Source organism: Xanthomonas sp. D-109, assembly GCF_017746095.1.
Lineage (GTDB): Bacteria > Pseudomonadota > Gammaproteobacteria > Xanthomonadales > Xanthomonadaceae > Xanthomonas_A > Xanthomonas_A sacchari.
The window spans coordinates 1-17,227 of the sequence record NZ_JAGHWV010000027.1 but is presented as its reverse complement, the minus strand read 5'-3'; the positions used below and the strand labels follow the sequence as shown (position 1 = coordinate 17,227).

The window sequence follows — 17,227 nt, the reverse complement described above, 5'->3', positions numbered from 1 at the left end:
GCCAGTATCGACGATGCCGGCGTCCATGCGCATCGGGTACCCTTGCCCGATGCAGCCGCTGGACACCGTCAACCTCTGGGCCGATCGCCTGCGCGACCGCGCGCGCATGCGCAGCTTCGCCGGTTTCCTGTGGCGACGCTTCATCGACGACCGGCTGTTCCAGGCCGCGGCGTCGCTGGCCTACACCACCATCTTCGCGCTGGTGCCGCTGGCGGTGGTGGTGTTCGGGGTGCTGTCGGCGTTCCCGGTGTTCGACAAGTGGAGCGACCAGCTCAGCGACTACATCTTCTCCAACTTCGTGCCGGCCGCGGCGCGCTCGGTGGAGTCCTACCTGCGGCAGTTCTCGGCCAGCGCCGGGCAACTGACCACCGCCGGCGTGATCGCGCTGGTGGTCTCGCTGCTGATCACCCTCAACAGCGTCGAGCAGACCTTCAACCAGATCTGGCGGGTGGTGTCGGCGCGGCCGCAGCTGACCCGGTTCCTGGTGTACTGGACCGTGCTGACCCTGGGCGCGCTGCTGGCCGCGGCGTCGCTGGCGGTGTCGGCGCGGTTCTTCGCGCTGCCGCTGTTCAAGACCAGCGAAGGCCGGATGCTGGCGCAGGTGGTGCTGAGCGTGGCGCCGGTGCTGATCGAGTTCGTCTGCATCACCCTGGTGTACCGGGTGGTGCCGCACCACACGGTCAAGCTGCGCCACGCGGTGCCCGGCGCGCTGCTGGCGGTGCTGCTGCTGGAGCTGGTGAAGTGGGGCCTGAGCCTGTACCTGGGCAGCTTCCAGTCGTACCAGCGCATCTACGGCACGGTCGCGTTCGTGCCGATCTTCCTGCTGTGGATCTACCTGAGCTGGATCGCGATCCTGCTCGGCGCCTCGGTGTCCTCCTCGATCGCCGCCTTCCGCTACCAGCCGGCCTCGATGCGCCTGCCGGCCGGCTACGAGATCTACGGCCTGCTGCGCCTGCTCGGGCGTTTCGCGCAGGCGCGCAAGCAGGGCAGTGGACTGCAGGAGGATCAGATCCTGCAGTTGGAGCCGATGCTGACCGACTCGCTGATGCAGCAACTGCTGTGCGAACTGGAGCGCATCCGCCTGCTCCGCCGCACCGAGCAGGGCGACTGGCTGCTGGCCCGCGACCTAGGCGACCTGCCGGTGGCCGAGCTGTACGAGAATTGCCAGCTGCGCATCCCTGTCGTCGAGACCTACCTGCCGTGCCGCGACGACGCCCTGGGCCAGGCGGCGTGCCGCGCGCTGGACGAACTGCGCCTGCCGTTGCGCGACGTGCTCAAGCGTCGCGTCGGCGACCTCTACACCGAGATCGGAGACCTTGCATGACCGCCATGCGCCTGTTGTTCCCGCTGTTCGCCGCCGCCGCCCTGCTGGCCGGGTGCGACCGCCAGCCCACGCCCAAGCCGGCCGATGGCGCTGCGACCAGCGCGCCGTCCACCGCGCCGAAGGCACCGCCCGCGCCGGCAGCGCCGGAGGCGCCCGCCGCGCCGGCGGCCGGACCGTCGGTGGTGCAGGAGACCCGCCCCGAGCCGACCCTGAAGATGAAGGCGGTGGACGGCCGCGAGTACGACCTGGCCGCGCACCGCGGGCAATGGGTGGTGGTGAATTTCTGGGCCACCTGGTGCGCGCCGTGCCTGAAGGAGATGCCGGAGCTGTCGGCGCTGCACGTGATGCGCGACAACATCGAGGTGGTCGGCCTGGCCTACGAGGACATCGAGCCGGCGGAGATGCAGGCATTCCTGAAGCAGCACCCGGTTGCCTACCCGATCGTCATCGTCGACACCTACGCGCCGCCGGCCGACTTCGCCACCCCGCGCGGCCTGCCGATGACCTACCTGATCGCGCCCAACGGCAAGCTCGCCAAGCAGTTCCTGGGGCCGGTCACCGCCAAGGACATCGAAGGCGCGATCGCCGCCGCCGGTGGCCCGGCGCCTGGGCAGGGCAAGGGGAAGGCGGCGGGGTGAGGCTATCGGTGGCCTGAGTGGCGCGGCCGCCGCCCGGGATTGGGCATTCGGGATTCGGGATTGGAAGGCGCGCTTCCGTGCGTGCGGAAGCGCCATCAGGTCGCTGTCGAATCGCTGTCGAATCGCTGTAGGAGCGGCTTCAGCCGCGACCCGGAAGGCTGACCCATGGTGGTGCCGCGGCTAAACCCGACTTCCATCCGATGCGTCCGGAATGGAATGCAGTCGTTGTGGGAGGGACTTCAGTCCCGACGCCTTGTGCGATGAGAGGCTTGGACGGCTTCGCCCGTCGCGGCTGAAGCCGCTCCTACAGGAGGCAGGATCTGCTTTGCATTCGGTGAGCCGCGCGATCCAGCGTAGGAGCGGCTTCAGCCGCGACCTGTTTCCACCGAATCGGCTAACGGCGCCGCCCAACAACGTGCGATCGCATGACAACCGCACGCCGCACGCTTCAACCAATCCCGACTCCCTAATCCCCACTCCCCACGTCATACGACGGAATCGGCTGCAGCAGCCCGAACTTTTCCTTGTGCAGCTTGTGCTTCAGTGGCGGCAGGTCCAGGTCCGGTTCGTGCAGGCGGGTTTCCGGCAGTTGGTCGAGCAGGTGCCGGATCAGGGTCAGGCGGCCGCGCTTCTGGTCGTTGAAGTCGACCAGGGTCCACGGCGCGTAGTCGCGGTGGGTGGCTTCCAGCATCGCCTCGCGCGCGCGGGTGTAGTCGGCGTACTGGCTGCGCGATTTCAGGTCCACCGGCGACAGCTTCCAGCCCTTTAGCGGGTCGTGCAGGCGCTCGGCGAAGCGCTTTTCCTGCTGCGCCTGGTCCACGCACAGCCAGTACTTGAACAGGCGGATGCCGTCGTCCACCAGCAGCCGCTCGAACATCGGAGTCTGGCGCAGGAAGGCGTGGTATTCGGCGTCGCTGCAGTAGCCCATGACCCGCTCCACGCCGGCGCGGTTGTACCAGCTGCGGTCCATCAGCACGATCTCGCCGGCGGCCGGCAGGTGCGCGATGTGGCGCTGGAAATACCACTGCGTGGCTTCGCGGTCGGTCGGCTTGGGCAGGGCGACCACGCGGCACTGGCGCGGGTTCAGGTGTTCGGCGATGGCCTGGATCGCGCCGCCCTTGCCGGCGGTGTCGCGGCCTTCGAACAGCACCAGCACGCGCTCGCCGCTGTGCTGCACCGCCTGCGCCATCGCGGTCAGTTCCAACTGCAGCGGTTGCATCAGGGCCTTGTACTGCTTGCGCTTGAGGTGACTCATTTGCTGCTCCGCTTGCGGGGACCGGTACCGGCCATGCTGCGCGCCACTTCCAGCAGCGCGCCCTGCTGGCGGGTGTCGAGGGCGCGGTAGGCCTGCAGCAGATCGTGTTCGCCGCGGGTGCGCGCCGGGTCCAGCTGGCTGGCCAGTTCGCCGAGCAGGGTACCGGCGGGGACGCCGAAGGTGCGCGCCAGGGCGGTGAGCTGGGCGCGTCCGGGCAGCTTCTCGCCGGCCATCCAGGCCTTGACCGTGGCCGCGCCGGCGCGCGGGATGGCCGCGGCGATGTCCGCGGCGCTCATGCCGCTGGCCTTGGCCAGCAGGCGCAACGTGGTATCCAGGGGCATGCGGGAGTCCAGGTCATTCCTTCAGCCGCGGGCGCAGCGTGGCCAGATTGCAGGGACGGGTGCGGGCATCCAGTTGCGCGGCGATGATCCGCTCCCAGGCGGTGCGGCAGGCCGAGGTGGAGCCGGGCAGGCAGAACAGGAAGGTGGCGTTGGCAAGGCCGGCAAAGGCACGCGACTGCAGCGAGGAGGTGCCGATCTCCTCGACGCTGATCGCACGGAACAGCTCGCCGAATCCCGGCATCTCCTTGTCCAGCAGCGGCAGCAGCGCCTCAGGCGTGGAATCGCGGCCGGTGAAGCCGGTGCCGCCGGTGACCAGGATGCCGTCCACCTCGGGGTCGGCGATCCAGGCCGAAACCGTGGCGCGCATCCGGTAGCGATCGTCCGGCAGCAGCGACCGCGCATGCAGGCGGTGACCGACGCCCTGCAGGGCGGCGACCAGGTAGTCGCCGGAGCTGTCCTGGTCGAGGGTGCGCGTGTCCGAGACGGTCAGCACGCACAGGTTCAAGGCAATGAAGTCGGCATTGGCGCTCATGCCGGCAGCCTAGCCGCTCGCCCGGCCGGCGTACAGCCTGCCTGCGCCGGCGCTTCAGCCGCGGCTGCGCTGGGCCATGTCCATGCCTGGCAGGACGAGAGCACGTGGCCGGAAGCGGCTGACGCGCGCGGCGCGATCGGTGGCCAGCGGCAGGCGCTCGGGTTCGCGCTGCAGTGCGCGACGCTGCGCATCCGCGCTGTGCCACTCGGTGCACTCAAGCAGGGTGCGGCCGTCGTCGGACAGGTACAGATGCGCGGCGATCAACCCCCGCAGTGCATGCGCGCCATCCTGCAGGGCGGCGAAGGCGGCGTCGGCACGGCCCTGTGCCTGCGTCGCATCGCGTGTCGGCACGCGTGCGACCACCACACAGGACGCTGGTCGCCGCGGATCGGACACGCCGCTGCGGATGCGCTGGTAGCGGCGCAGCGTCCGTCGCAGTGCCGGCAGGCGTGCACGCAGCAGTCCATGCAGTTCCGGGGCCGCGTCGTAGCAGCAGCGCGCGTACAGCAGGTCAGGGGCATCGCCCAGCGATTCCATCCAGGTCAGCGCCTGCAGGCGGTGGTCGCACAGGCCGCGCACGCAGTCGAACAGTGCGGTCCGGTCGGGGGCGGGGGCCTCGGCGAGCAGCATGCTGCGCGCGGGTGTGGGAGCAGGGGGCAGGGGAGTGGGAGACGACAGCGACATCGCGGGATCTGCACAGGGAGCGTGCGCGCAGTGTCGGACCTCAAGTTGACTTGAGGTCAAGCAGTCCGCTTGATCCGCTGGGTGCAGGTGGACATGCAGCTGCTATGCGCACTGAATTTCTGCGGCGCTTCGGCGCGATCTGCAGCGACGGAGCGTCCTCATCACGAGGTGCGTCTTGGCATTGCACGCGCCAAGCGACCCAAGGATGCGTGCCAAGATGACATCGGTCGGTCCGATGGCGACAGGTAACGGGCGTCAGTGCCTTGCGCTGCCTGCTGGCTGCTTTGGCGGTGCAGCGCATGCCTAATCGATCAGGCCGAGGCTCCGCCTTGCCAACCGTGGTGGGCCGCAGTGTCGCGCAGCAACGCGGCGAAGTCGTCGGCAAATCCCTGCATGTCGAACAGGCCGCTGTCCGCACGCCGTGCGTGCAGTCGCTCGCGCAATGCCTGCAGCGCCGCGGGATCGCGCCCCAGGCGCACTGCGGTGGCGACGAACGCCGCATCGTCGGCGGCGTTCATCTCGTCCAGGCCGAGATGATGGTTGAGGCTGCCGGCCACGCGCGCGGCGAAGGTGCTGCCGGGGCAGGTCAACACCGGGCAGCCGGCCCACAAGGCATCGGAGGCGGTGGTGTGGGCGTTGTACGGATGCGTGTCGAGGAACAGGTCGGCGTGCCGGTAGCGCGCCAGATACTCCGGGTGCGCCAGCTTGGGCATGAAGCGCAGGCGTGTCGGTTCCACGCCGGCGGCCGCGGCGGCCGCACGCAGCCGATCGTCGGCCTGGCCAGGGCCGGACAGCAGCCACAGCACGCTGTCGGGCACCTGCCGCAGCACCTCCAGCATCCGCGCCATGCTGCGTGGGCCGAGCTTGTAGCTGTTGTTGAAGCAGCAGAACACGGTGCCGCGCTCGGGAAGGCCGCAGTCGCGGCGTGAGGGCGGGGTGCCGACGGTGCGGGTGTCGTCGGAGGGCTGGAAGGCGCGCGGCAGCCGCAGCACCCGCTCGCTGCAGTGCGCGGCCAGCGCCGGCGGCAACGCATAGGCATCGCCGATCACGTAGTCGATCCACGGCGCGCCGGAGGTGCCGGGGTAGGCCAGCCAGTTCAATTGCACCGGTGCCGGACGCAGCGCCAGCACTTCCGGCGTGCCGCCGCCCCCCCAGCCGCGCAGATCGAACAGCAGATCGATGCCGGCGTCGCGGATCTGTTGCGCGGTCTGCCGATGCGGCTGCCCGGCCACGTTGTGCCAAGCGTGTGCAGCCGCCTGCAGGCGCGCGCGCAGCGCGCTGCGGTCGTCGCCGTTGAGCGCGAACAGGTGCACCTGCAGATCGGCGTGCGCGCGCAGGCGCTCGAACAGGGCGACGGTCAGCAGGCCGGTGGGATGCGCGCCGAAGCCGTTGGACAGGAAGCCGATACGCAACGCGCCATCGCGGCGCACCTGCGCAGCCGGCAGCGGCGCGACGCTGCGCGCCAGCGCCTGGGCGCGGTTGCGCGCGCAGCGCAGTTGCTCGTCCGCGCCCGCGTCCTCGTTGAGGAAGGCAAACGGCTCGATCGCCGGGTGCCCTTGCCGCACCGCGCTGCGCACCTGCTGCGACAGCGCGTCCAGCCCGCGCCAGTCGCACAGCTTGCGGCGCCAGTTCAGCAGGTAGGCGGCGATCGATGGCTCCTGCGGCAGCAGGGCGTGGGCATGCGCGTAGGCCTGCGCCGCCGCTTCGGCCTCGCCGCTGTCCTCCAGCGCGTGGCCCAGCCACACCGCGATGCCCGGGTGCTGCGGCGCTTGCTGCAGCGCCTCGCGCAACGCGTGCGCGGCTTCGGCATGGCGGCCCTGGGTCCAGCGCACCCGGCCCAGGCGCGCCAGCGCCTCCGGATGACCGGGGCGCAACTGCAGCGCGCGCAGCGCGGCCTGCTCGCCGGCCGCCGCCGCGCCGGCTCCGAGTTCGGCGTCGGCGAGCATTACCCAGGCCAGGAAGTCCTGCGGATCGCGGCGCACTGCGGCCTGCAGTTGCAGGCGTTCGTCGGCGCCGCCGTTCATGCCGCCGTGGCGGCCGCGACCGACCGCGGGCGATGCGCGCTCATGGCGCCAGCGCCTTGACGTAGTGCTGCGCGCTCAGTTCCTGCTGCCAGCCGCAGGCGCGGTACAGGGCCTGCGCGGCGAGATTGTCCTGCGCCGTCTCCAGCACGATGCGCGCCGCGCCATCGTCTGCGGCGTGGCGCTCGGCGGCGTGCAGCAGCGCCTGCGCCACGCCGTGGCGGCGGTGCGCGGGTGCCACGTACAGATCGTTGAGGATCCACAGCCGTGCCGCCCGCACGGAGGAGAAGGACGGATACAACTGCACGAAGCCGGCGGCCTGCGCATCGCGTTCGGCCAGCAGCACGACCGACTCGGCGCGGGCCATGCGCGCGGCGAGAAAGGCGTGCGCAGTCGCCGCATCCGGCGCCTGCCCGTAGAACTGCCGGTAGGCATCGAACAGCGCCACCAGCGCCGGCAGGTCGTGCGCATCGGCCTGGCGCACGCGCACGCTCATGGGCTGTCGCTCAGGCGCGCCAGTTCGTCGACTTGGTGCTCGTGGCTCAGGCGCCCGATCAGTGCATCGAGGTCGCCCTCGATGACGTTCGGCAGGTCGTACAGGGTCAGGCCCTCGACACGGTGGTCGGTAATGCGGCCCTGCGGGAAGTTGTAGGTGCGGATGCGCTGGCTGCGGTCGCCGCTGCCGACCTGCAGCTTGCGGTCCTGCGCCTCGGCCGCGGCCTGCTTGCTGCGCTCGGCCTCCAGCAGCTGCGCCTTGAGCCGCTTCATCGCCTTGTCGCGGTTGGCGTGCTGGCTGCGCTCGGTCTGGCATTCCACCACCACGCCGCTGGGTACGTGGGTGATGCGGATCGCCGACTCGGTCTTGTTGACGTGCTGGCCGCCGGCGCCGGAGGAGCGGAAGGTGTCGATCTTCAGGTCGGCCGGGTTGATCGTGATCTCCTCCACGTCGTCGGCCTCGGGAATGATCGCCACCGTCGCCGCGGAGGTGTGGATGCGGCCCTGCGACTCGGTCGCCGGCACGCGCTGCACGCGGTGCGTGCCGGATTCGAATTTCAGCCTGGAGTAGGCGCCACGGCCGACGATGCGCGCCACGACCTCCTTGTAGCCGCCGTGCTCGCCGGGGCTGTCCGATTCCACTTCCACCTTCCAGCCCTGGCGTTCGGCGTAGCGCGCGTACATGCGGAACAGGTCGCCGGCGAAGATCGCCGCCTCGTCGCCGCCGGTGCCGGCGCGCACTTCCAGGAACAGGTTGCCGTCGTCGCGCGGATCGCGCGGCACCAGCAGCAGCGCCAGTTCCGCGTCCAGCTCGGCCAGGCGCGCCTGCGCGGCGCCGATTTCCTCCTCGGCCAGCCCGCGCAGTTCCGGATCGGCGCGCATCGCCTCGGCCGAGGCCAGGTCGGCCTTGGCGGCCGCCTCGGCGGCCAGCGCGGCGGCGACCGGTTCCAGTTGCGCGAACTCGCGCGAGTAATCGCGAAAGCGCGTGTTGTCGCTCACCACCTCGGGGTCGGACAGCAGGCGTTCGAGTTCTTCGCGACGCTCGGCCAGCGCCTCCAGCTTACGGCGCAGGGTCGGTGTCATCGGTCTTCAGGATCGGGTGGAAATAGCCCGGCTTCTCCGGGAACAGGCGCTCGGCGGCGCGCGCCAGCTCGGCGTCGCCGCGCAGCGCCGCCTCGCGCAGCGCCGCGGTGGGCGGATGCAGCAGGCGGTTGGTCAGGGTGTTGGCGAGGAACTCCAGCACCTCGTCGGCCGGCTTGCCGTGCGCCAGTTGCTGCCGCGCCTTGGCCAGCACGTCGTCGCGGGTGCTGTCGCCGTGCGCGCGCAGGCGCTTGAGCGGCGCCTGGCGGGTGCTGGCCTGCAGCGCCTCCATGTAGCGCACGACCTGCAGGTCGATGATCGCCTCGGCCGCCTCGGCGGCCTCGCGGCGGCCGCGACGGTTGTCCTCGACCGCGCGCTCCAGGTCGTCGACGGTGTACAGGTAGGCGTCGGCCAGGTCGGCCACGCCGGCCTCGATGTCGCGCGGCACCGCCAGGTCGAACAGCAGCATCGGCTTGTGCTTGCGCGCGCGCAGCGCCTGTTCGACCTGCGCCCGCGTCACCACCGGCTCGCGCGCGGCGGTGGCCGAGAACACCACGTCGGCCTCATGCAGGTGGCGCTCCAGTTCGCTCAGCGGCAGCGCCACGCCGCCGTGGCGGCTGGCCAGCTCCTGCGCGTGGGCGAGGGTGCGGTTGGCGATCAGCAGGCGCCGCACGCGGCCCTCGCTGAGATGCTTGGCGGCCAGCTCGATGGTCTCGCCGGCGCCGACCAGCAGCACGGTGGATTCGCTGAGCCGGGCGAAGGAGCTTTGCGCCAGGCGCACCGCGGTGGAGGCGACCGAGACCGGATTGGCGCCGACCCGGGTGTCGGTGCGCGCGCGCTTGGCCACCGAGAATGTCTGCTGGAACAGCCGGTCCAGGCGGCTGCCCATCGCCCCGTGCTCGCGCGCCAACGACCAGGCGTCCTTCACCTGGCCGAGGATCTGCGGCTCGCCCAGCACCATCGAGTCCAGCCCGGTGGCGACACGGAACAGGTGCCGCACCGCATCTGCGTCCTGGTGCTGGTACAGATACCCGTGCAGGCCGGCGGCATGCGCATCCAGCCAATCGGCCAGGTGTTGCGCATCGCCGGCGATGGCGTACAGCTCGGTGCGGTTGCAGGTGGACAGCAGCGCCGCCTCGGCGACGTCGGGCAGCGCGCGCAACGATTGCAGCGCGCGCGGCAATGCGTCGCCGGCGAATGCCACCCGTTCGCGCAGGTCGACCGGCGCGGTCTGGTGGTTCAATCCGAGCACCCACAACGTCATCTGTTCAGTTGCTTGCGATAAGCTGCTGGCCATTCAGGGCCCCATTTTACGGCCCGGCCGCTTCCGATGCCCGCATTGATTCGCATCCGTACCATTCTGCTGCTGTCCGCAATCGCCGCCGTGGCCGCACCGGCCGCGGCCAAGGCGCCGAGTCCCGCCCAGGACGTGATGACCCCGGTGCTGGCCGGCGAGTTCGCCCTGCAGGCCGGGCAACTGGCCGACGCCTCGCGCTGGTACCTGCAGGCCGCCAACGACAGCCCCGGCGACGCCGGCCTGGCCGAACGCGCCACCCGCATCGCCATGCTCGCCAACGACAGCGCCGCCGCCACCCAGGCCCTGGCGCTGTGGCGGCAGCGCGCGCCCGAGTCGCTGGCCATGCGCAGCGCCGAGGCCTCGCTGGCCCTGCGCAGCGGCAACCTGCGCCAGGCGCGCAGCCTGCTGGTGGCCCTGCTGCGCGACAAGGACCCGCGCGGTTGGCGCTTCGCCCTGATCGCCCTGGTCAGCGGCAACCGCGATCCGGAGGTGGCGGCCAAGGCCCTGGACCAGTTGCTCGACGCCAATGCCATCCCCGATCAGCTCGAGGCCTGGCAGGAGTTCGGGCGCCTGGCGCTGCGCCTGGACCAGCCCAAGCTGGCCGAGCGCATCGTCGACCAACTGGTCAAGCGCTTCCCGCAGGAGCCGCGTGTGGCGCTGCTGCATGCCACGCAGTTGCAGCAGGCGGGCAAGACCGAGCAGGCGCGTGCGCTGCTGCAGGGCGTGGAGCCCAAGGTGGAAGGCGACCCGGAACTGCGCACCGCGCTGGCCTATGCCTACGACGCCATCGGCGACACCGCTGCCGCGGCGCGGGTCCTGGCGCTGGGGCCACAGACCACCCAGAACTATGGCCTGCGCGCTTCGATGCTGGCCAAGCTGCAGGACAACGCGGCCCTGACCGCGCTGTACGACGAACTGCGCAAGGGCGCCGACCGGCCCGATCCGGAGCGGCGCCTGCTGCTCGGCAAGATCGCCGAGTTCCTCAAGCGCAACCAGGAGGCGGTGGACTGGTACCGCGGCGTGCCGGGCGGTCCGCTGCGCAGCGAGGCGCGGCTGCGCGCCGCCGGCGCGTTGTACGCGCTCGGCCAGAAGGACGCGGCCTTTGCCGAGGCGCGCGCGCTGCAGGACGACGCCGAGGCCGACGATGCCGCGCGCCGCGACGCCTATGTGCTGGAGGCGGAACTGCGCCAGCGCAGCGGCGACGACGCCGGCGAGCTGCAGGTGTTCGAGCGTGGCCTGGCCGCGTATCCGGACGACAACGCGCTGCTGTATGCGCGCGGGCTGTCGTGGGAGCGTCGCGACCGCATCGATCGCGCCGAGGCCGACCTGCGCAAGATCCTGGTCACCGAGCCGGAGAACGTGGCGGCGCTGAACGCGCTCGGCTATACCCTGGCCGACCGAACCAAGCGCTATCGCGAGGCGCTGCAACTGATCGACCGCGCACGCACCGCCGATCCCGACAATGCCGCGATCATCGACAGCTATGGCTGGGTGCTGTACCGGCTCGGCAAGACCCAGGAGGCGCTGGTGCAACTGCGCCGCGCCTGGAGCCTGGTGAAGGATCCGGAGATCGCCGCGCACATCGGCCAGGTGCTGTGGGAGCAGGGCAAGCACGACGAGGCCAACAAGTACTTCGACGAGGCGCGCAAGCTCGATCCGGACAATCGCGCGCTGCGCCGCGCCCTGGAACAGGTGACACCGTGAGGGCTGGTCTGCGCACCGCCTGGGCGCTGGCCGCCGGGCTGCTGCTGGCCGGTTGCAGCGCGGTGCCGACCCGCACGCCGGCGCCGGTCGCCGTCGCTGCGCCCGATGCCGCCGCGCAACAGGCCGAGGCGGCGCGCGCGCAGTGGCTGCAGGCGCATCCGGACTGGTCGTTCCAGGGCCGGGTGGCGATCACCAAGGGGCGCAACGGCGGCAGCGGCCGCATCGACTGGACCCAGCGTCAGCGGCAGTACGAAGTGCAGCTCAGTGCGCCGGTGACCCGGCAGAGTTGGCGCCTGATCGGCGACAGCCACTCCGAGGCCGGGCGCCTGGAAGGGCTGGAAGGCGGGCCGCGCGACGGCGAGAACGCCGAGCAGTTGCTGCTGGAGGCGACCGGCTGGGAGATCCCGGTCAACCTGCTGCCGGACTGGGTGCGCGGGCTGGTGGCGACCGACGCGCAGGCGCCGGAGCGGGTCGACTACGACGCGCAGGGCCGGCCGCACACGCTCCGGCAGATGGGCTGGGACATCGAATTCCAGGACTGGTACCCGCCCAGCGACGGCCGTCCGGCGCTGCCGCGGCGCATCGAGGCGCGCAACGGCGACGCCAAGGTGCGCCTGCTGGTCGACGCCTGGACCGTGCCCGCGCCATGAGCGGGGCCGTCGAAGGCGGGGGCTGGTCGTCCTGGCCGGCCCCGGCGAAGCTGAACCTGTTCCTGCAGATCACCGGACGCCGGCCGGACGGCTACCACCAGTTGCAGACCGTGTTCCGCCTGCTGGATTGGGGTGACACGGTGCACCTGCGGCCGCGCGCGGACGGGGTGGTGGCGCGCATTGGCCCTTCCGTGGCCGGCGTCGCCGAGGCCGACGACTTGCTGGTGCGGGCTGCTCGGCTGCTGCAAAAAACAGCGAATGTTGCGCAAGGTGTCGATATCCGCGTCGAAAAGCGCATTCCGGCAGGCGGTGGCTTCGGCGGCGGCTCGTCCGATGCGGCGACCGCGCTGGTGGCGCTGAACGCGCTGTGGCGCGCCGGGCTGGACGAGGGTGCCCTGGCCGAGCTCGGCCTGTCGCTGGGCGCGGACGTGCCGGTGTTCGTGCGCGGACGCGACGCCTGGGCCGAGGGCGTGGGCGAGCAACTGACCCCGATCGCCCTGCCGCCAGCCTGGTACGTGCTGGCCGATCCGGGCGTGCACGTGCCCACCGCGGCGCTGTTCCAGTCCCCGGATTTGACGCGGGATGCTGCGCCCGCGAAAATAGCGGACTTCGTTTCAGGTTTCCTGCTCGGTAACGCGTTCGAGCCGGTCCTGCTTCGCCGCGAACCGGCCGTCCAGGCCACGTTCCAGGCGCTTGCGCGGATCGGCACGCCACGCCTGACCGGGTCGGGAGGCGGTTGTTTCGTCGAGTTCGCCGATCGCGCTGCCGCCGTGCGCGCGCTGGCGGACTTGCCGGACGGGATGCGCGCCTGGGTGGCAGGCGGCGTCCCGCGCTCGCCGCTGCTCGACGCGCTGGAGGCTTGACACAGGTTTACGCAGGGGCGTCGCCAAGAGGCCCAAGGCACCAGGTTTTGATCCTGGCATTCGTAGGTTCGAATCCTACCGCCCCTGCCATTTAGGTATGCAGATCCCTCTGCAAAAGCCCGCACCTCCATGTGCGGGGATTCAACGGGAAAAGCATCGCTTCTCCTCGCGTTCCGATTCACCCTCTTTTCATCGCCACACGCTCTTCGCAGCCACCCGAGAGACCCTCATGCAAGACCAACGCAACCTGCTGGTGTTCTCCGGCAACGCCAACAAGCCCCTGGCCAAAAGCATCTGCCGCGAGTTGGGCGTGCGCCCCGGCAAGGCGATGGTCTCCAGCTTCTCCGACGGCGAAGTGCAGGTGGAGATCGAGGAGAACGTACGCCGGCAGGAAGTGTTCGTGATCCAGCCGACCTGCGCGCCCAGCGCAGAGAACCTGATGGAACTGCTGGTGATCATCGACGCGCTCAAGCGCGCCAGCGCCGCCAGCGTCACCGCGGTGGTGCCGTACTTCGGCTACTCGCGGCAGGACCGGCGCATGCGCTCCTCGCGCGTGCCGATCACCGCCAAGGTCGCGGCGAAGATGTTCAGCGCGGTCAACGCCGACCGCGTGCTGACCGTGGACCTGCACGCCGACCAGATCCAGGGCTTCTTCGACATCCCGGTCGACAACGTCTACGCCTCGCCGCTGCTGCTGGCCGACATCTGGCGCGCCTACGGCACCGACAACCTGATCGTGGTGTCGCCGGACGTGGGCGGCGTGGTGCGCGCCCGCGCGGTGGCCAAGCGCCTGGACGATGCGGACCTGGCGATCATCGACAAGCGCCGCCCGCGCGCCAACGTGTCCACGGTGATGAACATCATCGGCGACGTCGAGGGCAAGACCTGCGTGCTGGTCGACGACATCGTCGACACCGCCGGCACCCTGTGCGCCGCCGCGGCCGCGCTGAAGGAGCGCGGTGCGCTGAAGGTCGCCGCGTACTGCACGCACGCCGTGCTGTCCGGCCCGGCGGTGAGCAACATCACCAATTCGCAGCTGGACGAACTGGTCGTCACCGACACCATTCCGCTGTCGGAGGCTGCCCGCGCCTGCGGCAAGATCCGCCAGCTCAGCGTCGCCGAGCTGCTGGCCGAAACCATCCGCCGCATCGCTTTCGGCGAGTCGGTGAGCTCGTTGTACGTGGATTAAAGGCTGGGAATGGGGAATCGGGAATAGGGAATGGGCGGAGCGCGGCATTGCGCTGTTGCGATTCCCCATTCCCGATTCCCCACTCCCGGCTTCACAGACTCTTCTGGTCGCGGAAGAGTCCTTCAAACCGCCGCGAGGCGGTTCATTCAACCAAGGTAGTAAACGCAAATGGCAACCACGCATGAAATCAAGGTGCAGCGCCGCGAAGTCGAGGGCAAGGGTGCGAGCCGCCGCCTCCGTCGCGACGGCCTGATCCCGGCGATCGTCTACGGTGGCGATCTGAAGCCGGTCAACATCCAGCTCGACCACAACGAAGTCTGGCTGGCCAGCCAGAACGACTGGTTCTATTCGTCCATCCTCAGCCTGAGCCTGAACGGCGACGTGCAGAAGGTGCTGCTGCGCGATATGCAGCGTCACCCGTTCAAGCAGCTGATCATGCACATCGACTTCCAGCGCGTGAACGACAACGAAGCCCTGCACGCCTCGGTGCCGCTGCACTTCATCAATGAGGACGTGTCCCCGGCCGGCAAGTCGGCAGAAGTGGTCGTCACCCACGAGCTGAACGAAATCCAGGTCGTGTGCCTGCCGAAGGACCTGCCGGAGTTCGTCGAAGTCGACCTGGCCGCGCTGTCGGTCGGCGACGTGATCCACCTGTCCGACCTGAAGCTGCCGGCTGGCGTCGAGCTGCCGGAACTGAAGCTGGGCAAGGAGCACGACGTGGCGGTGGTCATCGCCAAGCACGGCCGTGTCGAGGAAGAGCCGGAAGCCACCGACGCGGCGGCCGCCGCCGAGCCGGCCAAGAAGGACGGCAAGTAATCGCCTGCGCGGCGTCCGGGCCATCGGTCCGGACGCCGCGGCGATGCATTGCGCATGACTGGTCTGCGTCTGATCGTCGGCCTGGGCAACCCCGGCGCCGAACACGCGAACACCCGGCACAACGCCGGGTTTCGTTTTGTCGACGCGTTGGCCGAGCGGGCCGGCGCGCGCTGGAGCGTGGACGTCAAGCTGTTCGGCGAGACCGCCAAGGTCGAGGTCGCGGGGCAGTCGGTGTGGCTGCTGAAGCCGGCCACCTTCATGAACCTCAGCGGCAAGTCGGTGACGGCGGCCTTGCGCTTCTGGAAGATCGAACCGGCGCAGGCGCTGCTGGCGCACGACGAACTGGACCTGGCGCCGGGCACGGCACGGCTCAAGTTCGACGGCGGCCACGGCGGCCAGAACGGACTGCGCGATACCATCCGCCTGCTCGGGCATGCCGGCTTCCACCGCCTGCGCATCGGCATCGGCCATCCCGGCCACAAGGACAAGGTGGTGCCGTGGGTGCTGGGACGCGCCGGCAAGGACGACCAGGTCCTCATCGACCGCGCCATCGACGACGCCATCGACGTGCTGCCGCTGGCCGTGCAGGGCGACTTCAACGAGGCGATGAAGCGGTTGCATACGCAGGGGAAATAGGGAATGGGGAATGGGGAATGGAAAGGCGGCTATGCTTTCCGATTCCCTATTCCCGATTCTCCATTCCCGGATTACACACATGGGCATCAAATGCGGCATCGTCGGCCTGCCCAACGTCGGCAAGTCGACCCTGTTCAATGCGCTGACCAAGGCGGGCATCGCCGCGGCCAACTTTCCGTTCTGCACCATCGAGCCGAACGTGGGCGTGGTGCCGGTGCCGGATCCGCGTCTGAACGCGCTGGCGGCGATCATCAATCCGCAAAAGGTCGTGCCGACCGCGGTCGAGTTCGTTGACATCGCCGGCCTGGTCGCCGGTGCGGCCAGCGGTGAGGGCCTGGGCAACAAGTTCCTGGCGCACATCCGCGAGGTCGATGCGATCACCCACGTGGTGCGCTGCTTCGAGCATGGCGACATCATCCACGTGAACAACAAGGTCGACCCGGTCTCCGACATCGAGACCATCGACACCGAGCTGGCCCTGGCCGACCTGGACAGCGTGGAGAAGGCGCTCAATCGCGCCGAGCGTTCGGCCAAGGGCGGCGACAAGGACGCGGCCGCGCGCAAGCCGGTGCTGGCCAAGCTGCAGGCCGCACTGGCCGAGGGCAAGGCCGGTCGCAACGCCGGCCTGGACGAGGAGGAGAAGGCGCTGGTGCGCGATCTGTTCCTGCTCACCCTCAAGCCGGTGATGTACATCGCCAACGTGCTGGAAGACGGCTTCGAGAACAATCCGCACCTGGACGCGGTGCGCGCGCATGCCGCGGCCGAGGGCGCCGAGGTGGTACCGGTGTCGGCGGCGATCGAGGAAGAACTGTCGCAGCTGGACGACGCCGACCGCGACGCGTTCCTGGCCGACCTGGGCCTGAGCGAGCCGGGCCTGAACCGGGTGATCCGCGCCGGCTACACGCTGCTTGGGCTGCAGACCTATTTCACCGCTGGGGTGAAGGAAGTGCGCGCCTGGACGGTCAAGGCCGGGTCGACTGCGCCGCAGGCTGCGGCGGTGATCCACACCGACTTCGAGAAGGGCTTCATCCGCGCCGAAACCATCGCCTACGACGACTTCATCAAGTACAAGGGCGAGGCCGGCGCCAAGGAAGCCGGGCGCCTGCGCCTGGAGGGCAAGGAGTACCGCGTGCAGGAAGGCGATATCCTGCATTTCCGCTTCAACGTCTGATGCGTGCGCGTGTCCTGGCCGGGCGCGCGCGAGCCACGGCGATTTCCTGCGACATCGCGTCAAAATACTGTTGACAAGGCGCAGATGTCAGGGAAGAATAGCGGGCTGTTTCACCCCTCTCTGATTTCGGCGTCGCAGCCGGGTTCGAGTGGGTAAGTTGGAGGGATACCCAAGCGGCCAACGGGGGCAGACTGTAAATCTGCTGGCTTACGCCTTCGGTGGTTCGAATCCACCTCCCTCCACCAGTTATTTTGTTGTGGCAGTGCGGCATCCCGTAGCGGGAGTAGTTCAACGGTAGAACCTCAGCCTTCCAAGCTGATGGTGCGGGTTCGATTCCCGTCTCCCGCTCCATTGAACGCGCTTGTGTCACAATAGAACAACGCTCACGTAGCTCAGTCGGTAGAGCACCTCCTTGGTAAGGAGGAGGTCGAAGGTTCGATTCCTTTCGTGAGCACCATATTCAGTCGTCAAATCTTTCTACGATCACCGAGAAGAAGCAGCCATGGCCAAGGGTAAGTTCGAGCGCACCAA

Annotated in this window: 17 protein-coding genes and 4 tRNA genes; 13 read left to right on the top strand and 8 right to left on the bottom strand. The window is 69.5% G+C overall.

Going from position 1 to position 17,227, the window contains the following annotated elements; translation table 11 throughout:
* Positions 1-49 precede the first annotated feature (49 nt).
* Positions 50-1,324 carry a YihY family inner membrane protein gene (locus J7357_RS19650; protein WP_209249302.1) on the top strand — a complete coding sequence of 425 codons (1,275 nt, stop codon included), beginning with the start codon at positions 50-52 and terminating at the stop codon, positions 1,322-1,324.
* 5 nt (positions 1,325-1,329) lie between these two features.
* Positions 1,330-1,962 (top strand): TlpA disulfide reductase family protein, encoded by a 633-nt coding sequence (locus J7357_RS19645; protein ID WP_244667696.1) that lies wholly within the window; start codon positions 1,330-1,332, stop codon positions 1,960-1,962.
* 466 nt (positions 1,963-2,428) lie between these two features.
* On the opposite strand, the gene ppk2 is transcribed toward J7357_RS19645, so the two are convergent.
* From ppk2 to hemA, 8 genes are all read right to left on the bottom strand, one after another.
* Positions 2,429-3,217, bottom strand: coding sequence for a polyphosphate kinase 2 (gene ppk2 / locus J7357_RS19640; protein ID WP_209249100.1), 789 nt, complete (start codon positions 3,215-3,217; stop codon positions 2,429-2,431).
* Positions 3,214-3,558 carry a helix-turn-helix domain-containing protein gene (locus J7357_RS19635; protein WP_209249098.1) on the bottom strand — a complete coding sequence of 115 codons (345 nt, stop codon included), beginning with the start codon at positions 3,556-3,558 and terminating at the stop codon, positions 3,214-3,216. The genes ppk2 and J7357_RS19635 overlap by 4 nt, the downstream gene beginning before the upstream one ends.
* Positions 3,559-3,571: 13 nt before the next feature.
* Positions 3,572-4,090 carry a molybdenum cofactor biosynthesis protein B gene (gene moaB / locus J7357_RS19630; protein ID WP_209249096.1) on the bottom strand — a complete coding sequence of 173 codons (519 nt, stop codon included), beginning with the start codon at positions 4,088-4,090 and terminating at the stop codon, positions 3,572-3,574.
* A gap of 54 nt (positions 4,091-4,144) precedes the next feature.
* Complete coding sequence (locus J7357_RS19625) at positions 4,145-4,774, bottom strand: hypothetical protein (RefSeq protein ID WP_244667682.1); 630 nt, start codon at positions 4,772-4,774, stop codon at positions 4,145-4,147.
* Positions 4,775-5,085: 311 nt separating this feature from the next.
* Positions 5,086-6,798: a tetratricopeptide repeat protein gene (locus J7357_RS19620; protein ID WP_209249094.1), complete on the bottom strand. Its 1,713-nt coding sequence runs from the start codon at positions 6,796-6,798 to the stop codon at positions 5,086-5,088.
* A gap of 40 nt (positions 6,799-6,838) precedes the next feature.
* Entirely contained in the window at positions 6,839-7,291 is a 453-nt protein-coding gene (locus J7357_RS19615) for a GNAT family N-acetyltransferase (RefSeq protein ID WP_209249076.1), read from the bottom strand.
* Positions 7,288-8,373, bottom strand: a complete 1,086-nt coding sequence (prfA, locus tag J7357_RS19610; RefSeq protein WP_209249074.1) for a peptide chain release factor 1 — start codon at positions 8,371-8,373, stop codon at positions 7,288-7,290. Before prfA ends, J7357_RS19615 begins: the two co-directional genes overlap by 4 nt.
* The gene (gene hemA, locus J7357_RS19605; protein ID WP_209249072.1) at positions 8,351-9,634 is read right to left on the bottom strand and encodes a glutamyl-tRNA reductase; all 1,284 of its coding nucleotides are present in this window, start codon (positions 9,632-9,634) and stop codon (positions 8,351-8,353) included. Before hemA ends, prfA begins: the two co-directional genes overlap by 23 nt.
* A 66-nt stretch (positions 9,635-9,700) precedes the next feature.
* Here hemA and J7357_RS19600 point away from each other — a divergent pair, with 66 nt between their 5' ends.
* The 11 genes from J7357_RS19600 (at position 9,701) to J7357_RS19550 (ending at position 17,153) form a co-directional block, all read left to right on the top strand.
* Entirely contained in the window at positions 9,701-11,371 is a 1,671-nt protein-coding gene (locus J7357_RS19600) for a tetratricopeptide repeat protein (protein ID WP_209249070.1), read from the top strand.
* Positions 11,372-11,433: 62 nt separating this feature from the next.
* Positions 11,434-12,021, top strand: a complete 588-nt coding sequence (gene lolB / locus J7357_RS19595; RefSeq protein WP_343237442.1) for a lipoprotein insertase outer membrane protein LolB — start codon at positions 11,434-11,436, stop codon at positions 12,019-12,021.
* On the top strand, positions 12,018-12,884 hold the full coding sequence (gene ispE, locus J7357_RS19590; protein WP_209249066.1) for a 4-(cytidine 5'-diphospho)-2-C-methyl-D-erythritol kinase: 867 nt from the start codon (positions 12,018-12,020) through the stop codon (positions 12,882-12,884). The genes lolB and ispE overlap by 4 nt, the downstream gene beginning before the upstream one ends.
* A gap of 13 nt (positions 12,885-12,897) precedes the next feature.
* A tRNA-Gln gene (locus J7357_RS19585) sits at positions 12,898-12,974 on the top strand.
* A 139-nt stretch (positions 12,975-13,113) separates the two neighbouring features.
* A complete protein-coding gene (locus J7357_RS19580; protein ID WP_010341263.1) occupies positions 13,114-14,073 on the top strand; it encodes a ribose-phosphate diphosphokinase in 960 nt (319 codons plus the stop codon).
* A 168-nt stretch (positions 14,074-14,241) separates the two neighbouring features.
* The gene (locus tag J7357_RS19575) at positions 14,242-14,889 is read left to right on the top strand and encodes a 50S ribosomal protein L25/general stress protein Ctc (RefSeq protein ID WP_017907366.1); all 648 of its coding nucleotides are present in this window, start codon (positions 14,242-14,244) and stop codon (positions 14,887-14,889) included.
* Between the two features lie 54 nt (positions 14,890-14,943).
* The gene (gene pth, locus J7357_RS19570) at positions 14,944-15,525 is read left to right on the top strand and encodes an aminoacyl-tRNA hydrolase (protein ID WP_209249064.1); all 582 of its coding nucleotides are present in this window, start codon (positions 14,944-14,946) and stop codon (positions 15,523-15,525) included.
* A gap of 79 nt (positions 15,526-15,604) precedes the next feature.
* Positions 15,605-16,696, top strand: a complete 1,092-nt coding sequence (gene ychF / locus J7357_RS19565; protein ID WP_010341267.1) for a redox-regulated ATPase YchF — start codon at positions 15,605-15,607, stop codon at positions 16,694-16,696.
* A 159-nt stretch (positions 16,697-16,855) separates the two neighbouring features.
* Positions 16,856-16,941: transfer RNA gene (locus J7357_RS19560), tRNA-Tyr, on the top strand.
* Between the two features lie 32 nt (positions 16,942-16,973).
* Positions 16,974-17,047: transfer RNA gene (locus J7357_RS19555), tRNA-Gly, on the top strand.
* Between the two features lie 30 nt (positions 17,048-17,077).
* A tRNA-Thr gene (locus J7357_RS19550) sits at positions 17,078-17,153 on the top strand.
* Positions 17,154-17,227: the final 74 nt, after the last annotated feature.